This window comes from Streptomyces sp. NPDC045701 (assembly GCF_056432045.1).
This window is the reverse complement of sequence record NZ_JBWKJV010000018.1, coordinates 122,667-129,041: the sequence shown is the minus strand read 5'-3', so window position 1 is coordinate 129,041 and position 6,375 is coordinate 122,667. Positions and strand designations below refer to the sequence as shown.

The window sequence follows — 6,375 nt, the reverse complement described above, 5'->3', positions numbered from 1 at the left end:
ACGCACCCACCAGCCACCAGCGGCGGGCCCGCCGCCGGACCCGCACGGTCACGGCCCGGTCCTGGAGGAAGTCCGCCCGCGCCGCCCTCGTCGCCCCGCCGGCGAGCCGGGTGTAGCGCCCGCGCCGGGCCAGCGCCACGACGGCGGCGGTCACCAGGAACAGGGCGGCGCCGGCCGGCAGCCCGGTGCGCCACCCGGTGAGCCCGGGCAGCGGCGCTCCGGCGCCGGCGGCCAGGAGCCCCGCCCACCACAGGGGCGCGGCCCCCGCCCGTACCACCACGGCCACTCTCGCCAGCGACTGTCCGCCCCGCGCCACGTCCGCCTCCCTGTCCCATCCGTCCGGGTGCGGCGGGAGGGTAGCGCCCCTTCCTTAAAGGTTCCTGAGAGGAGGGGCCGGACGCGGACCGGGGCGGCGCGCGCCGACGCGGTGCCGGTGCACGCCGCCCTCGGGCGGAAGGAGTATCGGAGGTCGCGCCGCGCGGGGCCGGCCGGAGGCCGTCCCGGCTACTTCGGGTCGCGGTCGAAGACCGACTTCGACCAGACGTGGCCGAGCGCGGTGAGGGCCAGGCACCAGGCGACGGCGAGCCACCCGTTGTGGCCGATCTCCGAGCCGAGCAGCAGCCCGCGCAGGGTCTCGATGGCCGGCGTGAACGGCTGGTACTCGGCGATCGGCCGGAACCAGCCCGGCATCGAGTCGACCGGGACGAAGGCGCTGGAGATGAGCGGCAGGACGATCAGCGGCATCGCGTTGTTGCTGGCCGCCTCGGCGTTCGGGCTGACCATGCCCATCCCGACCGCGATCCAGGTGAGCGCCAGGGCGACCAGCGCCATCAGCCCGAACGCCGCCAGCCACTCCAGAGCCGTGGCGTTCGTGGACCGGAAGCCGATGGCCAGGGCGACGGCGCCCACGAGGACCACGGCGACGACCGACTGGATCACGCTGCCGACGACGTGGCCGACCAGCACGGACCCGCGGTGGATCGCCATCGTGCGGAAGCGGGCGATGATGCCCTCGGTCATGTCGTTGGAGACGGACACCGCGGTCCCGACCACGGTGCCGCCGATGGTCATCATCAGGATGCCGGGCACGACGTAGGCGATGTACGCGGAGCGGTCGGCGCCGCCGCCCATGCCCGCGCTCATCACGTCGCCGAAGACGTAGACGAAGAGCAGCAGCAGGACGATCGGGGTGAGCAGCAGGTTCAGGGTGAGGGAGGGGTAGCGCCGGGCGTGCAGCAGGTTGCGGCGCAGCATCGTGGACGAGTCGCGCACGGCGAGGGAGAGGGAGCTCATCGGACAGCCTCCTTGGGCTGGTCGGTGCCGCCGGTCAGGGCGAAGAACACGTCGTCGAGGTCGGGGGTGTGCACGGTCAGTTCGTCCGCCTCGATGCCTGCCGCGTCCAGCCCGTCGAGGAGGGAACGCAGCTCGCGCTGGCTGCCGCCGCTCGGGATCTGCAGCGTCAGCGCCTCGTCGTCCGCGGTGACCTCGCGCAGCGCGGAGGCGGCGGACCGGTACGCGGCCGGGTCGGAGAAGCGCAGCCGCACGTGACCGCCGGGGACGAGCCGCTTCAGTTCCTCGGCGGTGCCCTCGGCCGCGATCCTGCCGTCGTTCAGCACGGCGATGCGGTCGGCGAGTTCGTCGGCCTCCTCCAGGTACTGCGTGGTGAGGAAGACGGTGACGCCGCCCGCGACCAGTTCCCGGATGATCTGCCACATGTTGTGGCGGCTGCGCGGGTCGAGGCCGGTGGTCGGCTCGTCGAGGAAGATGATCCGCGGGTCGCCGACCAGCGTCATGGCGATGTCCAGGCGGCGCCTCATGCCGCCGGAGTAGGTGGAGGCGGGCTTCTTCGCCACGTCGGTGAGGTCGAAGCGCGCCAGCAGTTCGGCGGCGGCGCGGCGGCCCTCGCCGCGGGGCAGGTGGTGCAGGTCCGCCATCAGGAGCATGTTCTCCTCGCCGGTGATCAGCCCGTCGACGGCGGAGAACTGCCCGGTGACGCCGATCGCGGCCCGCACGGCCTGGGGGTCGGTGGCGAGGTCGTGGCCCGCGACCTGGGCCTGCCCGCCGTCGGCGGTGATGAGCGTGGACAGGATCTTCACGGCGGTGGTCTTGCCGGCGCCGTTGGGCCCGAGGAGCGCGAACACGGAGCCGGCCGGGATGCGCAGATCGATGCCGTCGAGGACGGTCCTGTCGCCGTACGACTTGCGCAGACCGACGGCGGAGACGGCGGCGGGCGACTGCGGACCGCCACTCCGGCTGGACGTGAGCATGACAGATGAAGGCATGGAGCCCTCCCGTTCGAAGGGTGGAGTGGCTTGGGGCGGGGTGAAGGGGGCGAGTGCGCCAGGGAGGGGCCGGTGGCCGGACCCGGCGGGCGGACGCCGGGAGCCGGTACTCGGACCCGGGCACGGCGGACGCGGGGAGGCGGTACTCAGACCCGGGCACGGCGGACGCGGGGAGGCGGTACTCAGACCCGGGCGCGGCGGACGCCGGGAGGCGGTACTCAGACCCGGGCGCGGCGGACGTCGATGTTGCCGTACCGGGTGCGGGCGCGGACCTTGACGGTGTCCTCCGCCTGCCCCGGGGCTCCCGACTCGGTGAGGCTGTTGCGCACCTGGCCGGAACCCGAACTGACGTCGAGCCAGGCGGCCGTGCCCTCCCGGACGCCGACCTCGATGGCGCCGTAGGAGGTCTCCAGCTGGACGGTGCCACGGACCACGTCACCGACGCGCAGGGTGCCGTGGGCGGTGGTGGCGGTGACCGAGTCCTCGGCCCGCCGGATCTCGATGTCGCCGTTGGCGCCGCTCACCCGCAGCTCGCCGGTCGCGGCGTCGACGGTCGTGGTGCCGTGCGAGTTCTTGAGGACGGCGGGGCCGTCGACGAGACCGACGCGCAGGCTGCCGGAACTGGTGGTGATCTCGGCGGGGCCCTCGACCCGGTCCACGGTGATCGAGCCGTGCGAGGCGGTCAGCTTCAGCGGGCCGGTCGTGTCGAGGCGTACGTCGCCGGATGAGGTCTTCACGCGGACCTCGCCGAGCCGGCCCTCGCCGATCACCTGGGCCCAGGCACCGGTCAGGTCGACGTGCGAGCCGGTGGGCAGTTCGACCGTCACGTCGACGACACCGGTGCGGCCGAGGCCGAGCAGGTTGCCCTTGGGGGTCCGGACGGTCAGCGTGCCGTTCGCGTACGCGGCTCGGGTCTGGTCGGCCGCCCGTACGTCCAGGTCCTTCTTCGGGTCGCGGGGGCGCACCTCGACGACGGTGTCGGAACGGTCGCCGGCGGTGAACTGGATGGAACCGGCCTCCACGTGAGCGGTGACCGAGATCGATTCGGGTGTGTCGAAAGAAGGCATGGCTGTCCCGTCCTCTTGGGTCTTCAGGACGTCCCCGCTGGTGGGACGCGGTGTGGGGTGAAGCGGCGCGGGCAGGGGGCGGCTAGCGCACCCAGCCCGTGAAGCTCTGCCCGAGGGTTTGGGTCCGCTCCGTCGTACGCGGCCGGGTGCCGCCGTCGACCGCGGCCGACACGGCGCGCACCAGCCACGCGTTGACCGACAGGCCCTCGCGGCCGGCGGCCTCCTCGGCGCGGGCCTTGAGGTGGGCGGGCAGGCGCAGGTTGACGCGGGCGATGCCGCCCTCGTCGCCCTCGGCAGCCGGGGCCCTGAGCGGTTCGGCGGACACGGCCGGCTCCGCGGTGGCGCCACCGTCGGTGGGCGGCGGTGTCACCACGAAGTCGGGGTCCAGCCCCCGCAGCCGTACGTCGACCGAGCCGGGCGCGAGCTCGCGGGTGATCTCCGCCATCGCGGCGGAGAGCACGTTGAGCATGGTCAGCCGGGTCGCCGACTCCAGGGGAGCGGTGAGCCGCTCGGCGAGCTCGCGGGCTTCGTCACCGCCGGCCTCGGCGGCCACCGCGAGTTCGCGGCGGAGGTTGTCGACATAGGGGGTGAGGTCCATAGCGCCATCATGGCAGCACAATGGCGCCACACGCAACCGCGTATGGTGCCGAGCTGACGCCGGTCGCCCTGAGAACCTCCCTCACCTGCGGAAATCCCGTGAACGTAACCACGACCACTGCCCGCCGGAGGCCCGCACCGCACCCTACGGCAGCACGAATGGCGCCACATCGCACCGCGTGGCACCAAGTGGCACCAAGTGGCACTGCATGGCATCACGCGGCATTACGCGGCATTACGCGGCCCGAGTGGCGCCACCCGCGCCAGACGCCCCCAGGTGCGAGGCGGCGTGGACCACCCAGCACCCACGCCCCCGGCGGCCGGCGCGCGGCCCGCCCCGGAGGTCGAGGCGGCCCGGTGCGACCGCTACTCCACGAACAGGCCCCGCGCGGCCGCCGCCGCGTCGAACCGCTCCAGCCGCGCCTGCGCGTCCGGCAGCCCGTCGCACATCGCCTCCAGCAGCACCCGGCCCAGAAGCATCGGCGCGCACGCCGTGTCGAAGGCGAGGCCGGTGCCGACCGCGGCCGGGATCAGCAGGTCGCTGTGCTTGGCGACCGGGGCGAACGCGGAGTCGGCGACGGTGACGACGGTCAGTCCCGCGTCGCGCGCGTACGCGAGGGCGTCCACGACCTCACGGGGGTGGCGGGGCAGCGCGAAGCACAGCAACACGGTGGCGCCCGCGCGCACGGCGGCGTCGATCCGGTCGGTGAGCATGGTGCCGCCCTCGTCGAGCAGCCGCACGTCCGGGTGGACCTTCGCCGCGAAGTACGCGAAGCCCCGCGCCTGCGAGGAGGCGGCGCGCAGTCCCAGCACCGGCAGCGGCCGGGAGGAGGCGAGCAGCCGTCCGGCGCGCTCCACCGGCCCCGGGTCGGCGAGCAGTTCGGCGAGGTGCCTGAGGTTCTCGATCTCCCCCAGCACGGCCTGCTGGTACTCGTTGTACGTGGACCCGGCGCCGGCGGCCGGCTCGGCCGGGGCCACCTCGCGCAGATGCTTGCGCAGCGCCGGGTAGCCGTCGAACCCGAGCGCCACGGCGAAGCGCGTGACGGACGGCTGGCTGACGCCGGCCAGTTCGGCCAGCTCCACACTCGACAGGAACGGTACGTCCGCGGCGCGCCGGACCATCGAGTGGGCGATCCGGCGCTGCGTGGGCGTCAGCCGGTGCCCCTCGAAGAGCGCCTGCAGCCGTGCGGCAGGGCTGTCGCTCATCCTGTCCCCCTCGTTCCCGACCGGTTATTCAGCCATCCAAAACTCTGCATGACGATATGCAGCCGGGCAAGCGGCACGGAGGGGTACGGGGGTGGCCAGGGGGGCGAAAAGGGGGGTTAACCCCAGCGACACGACGGCTCCGGCTCCGTACCGTTTACGGCATGGAAGCCCGCGACACGGAGCTCGAGAAGGAGCTCGACGCCACCCTCCAGGCCCGCCGCGAACTGGGGACGGAGTACGAGTCGGCCCTCGTCGAGTCGTTCCTGGAGAAGCTGGAACAGCGCTTGGACGCCACGGTCGACCGCCGCGTCCGCCGTCAGGTCGCCGAGCAGCGGATGGTCGTCGCCCGTGGCGGCCGGCCCGGCGCCGGTTCCGCGGCCGGTGACCACTTCGGCGAGCGCTTCGGCTTCGCCATCATCTCGCTGATCCTCGCGATACCCCTGTCCGCGATCGGTGTGGCCAACGCGGGGTTGAAGGGCCTGATCGTCACCTGGGCGGGCATAGTCGGCGTCAACGCGTTCCAGGTCGCCCGCAGCGCGCCCTGGCGCCACTCCCGGCGGACGGACGACGAGGACCGATAGGGGACTCCCAGGCGCTCGCGCACCGTCTGCACGAGACTCTCACAACCCCCGATCACGCGAGGAGATAGTCCCGTCATCCCGGCGAATCCGGCGCGGGCGGCGGGCGCGACCGGGTCGGTGCCCCGGGACGCCGACATAGGATGCCGACACGAAATCGTGATCACCAGCATCCGGGGGAGGCGCCATGGGATTCGATGAGGAATGGGCCCAGTTGCGGGCCGAGGCCGCGAGCCGCCGGCAGACGTCCATGCGGCTCAACCAGCTGCCCGCCGACCAGGGCGGAGGCGGCAAGGACCTGGTGTCCTCCCCCGCCGAGAAGCGGGCGGCGGCCAACACCATCGAGACCCTCATCGTCCCGGACACGAAGAAGGCGACCGACTGGGCGGACGAGGCCACGACGGGCGCCATCGGGGCGCTCAAGGGCTGGGAGACCGCCGCCGGCCTCAAGACGGTGCAGACCACGTGGGACAAGCAGGTCAAAACCCTCACCGACCGGCTCAACCGGGAGAAGGGCGCCCTGCGGGCCACCGTCACCACCCTGACCGGCGTCGACGTGGGCCGCGGCCAGGACATCGCGAGCATCCCGTCGAACCTCAGCACGTACTGACCCTCGGTTCCGTCGATCCCCGGCCGTCACGTACC

Annotated in this window: 7 protein-coding genes and 1 pseudogene; 2 read left to right on the top strand and 6 right to left on the bottom strand. The window is 73.1% G+C overall.

Translation table 11 applies throughout. The annotated features are described in order from the left end of the window. The 6 genes and pseudogenes from AC07DW_RS20315 to AC07DW_RS20290 all read right to left on the bottom strand — a co-directional run. Positions 1–316 (bottom strand): annotated as a pseudogene (locus AC07DW_RS20315) (hypothetical protein); the annotation flags it as partial. Positions 317–504: 188 nt separating this feature from the next. Further along, entirely contained in the window at positions 505–1,293 is a 789-nt protein-coding gene (locus AC07DW_RS20310; RefSeq protein WP_478859044.1) for an ABC transporter permease, read from the bottom strand. Beyond that, a complete protein-coding gene (locus AC07DW_RS20305) occupies positions 1,290–2,282 on the bottom strand; it encodes an ATP-binding cassette domain-containing protein (protein WP_478859043.1) in 993 nt (330 codons plus the stop codon). The genes AC07DW_RS20310 and AC07DW_RS20305 overlap by 4 nt, the downstream gene beginning before the upstream one ends. A 218-nt stretch (positions 2,283–2,500) precedes the next feature. Continuing rightward, the gene (locus AC07DW_RS20300) at positions 2,501–3,349 is read right to left on the bottom strand and encodes a DUF4097 family beta strand repeat-containing protein (RefSeq protein ID WP_478859042.1); all 849 of its coding nucleotides are present in this window, start codon (positions 3,347–3,349) and stop codon (positions 2,501–2,503) included. Between the two features lie 82 nt (positions 3,350–3,431). Further along, on the bottom strand, positions 3,432–3,947 hold the full coding sequence (locus AC07DW_RS20295) for a hypothetical protein (protein ID WP_478859041.1): 516 nt from the start codon (positions 3,945–3,947) through the stop codon (positions 3,432–3,434). A gap of 365 nt (positions 3,948–4,312) precedes the next feature. Then, a complete protein-coding gene (locus tag AC07DW_RS20290; RefSeq protein WP_478859040.1) occupies positions 4,313–5,152 on the bottom strand; it encodes a MurR/RpiR family transcriptional regulator in 840 nt (279 codons plus the stop codon). Between the two features lie 161 nt (positions 5,153–5,313). Between AC07DW_RS20290 and AC07DW_RS20285 the strand changes: the two genes are divergently transcribed. Beyond that, the gene (locus tag AC07DW_RS20285) at positions 5,314–5,733 is read left to right on the top strand and encodes a hypothetical protein (RefSeq protein WP_478859039.1); all 420 of its coding nucleotides are present in this window, start codon (positions 5,314–5,316) and stop codon (positions 5,731–5,733) included. A 184-nt stretch (positions 5,734–5,917) separates the two neighbouring features. Next, positions 5,918–6,340 carry a hypothetical protein gene (locus AC07DW_RS20280; RefSeq protein WP_478859038.1) on the top strand — a complete coding sequence of 141 codons (423 nt, stop codon included), beginning with the start codon at positions 5,918–5,920 and terminating at the stop codon, positions 6,338–6,340. Positions 6,341–6,375 lie beyond the last annotated feature (35 nt).

What these genes read in the sequence shown, in the direction of transcription:
- AC07DW_RS20300 (WP_478859042.1), bottom strand. Translation starts at nt 3,349, where the DNA reads ATGCCTTCTTTCGACACACCCGAATCGATCTCGGTCACCGCTCACGTG.
- AC07DW_RS20305 (WP_478859043.1), bottom strand. Translation starts at nt 2,282, where the DNA reads ATGCCTTCATCTGTCATGCTCACGTCCAGCCGGAGTGGCGGTCCGCAG.
- AC07DW_RS20290 (WP_478859040.1), bottom strand. Translation starts at nt 5,152, where the DNA reads ATGAGCGACAGCCCTGCCGCACGGCTGCAGGCGCTCTTCGAGGGGCAC.
- AC07DW_RS20280 (WP_478859038.1), top strand. Translation starts at nt 5,918, where the DNA reads ATGGGATTCGATGAGGAATGGGCCCAGTTGCGGGCCGAGGCCGCGAGC.
- AC07DW_RS20310 (WP_478859044.1), bottom strand. Translation starts at nt 1,293, where the DNA reads ATGAGCTCCCTCTCCCTCGCCGTGCGCGACTCGTCCACGATGCTGCGC.
- AC07DW_RS20295 (WP_478859041.1), bottom strand. Translation starts at nt 3,947, where the DNA reads ATGGACCTCACCCCCTATGTCGACAACCTCCGCCGCGAACTCGCGGTG.
- AC07DW_RS20285 (WP_478859039.1), top strand. Translation starts at nt 5,314, where the DNA reads ATGGAAGCCCGCGACACGGAGCTCGAGAAGGAGCTCGACGCCACCCTC.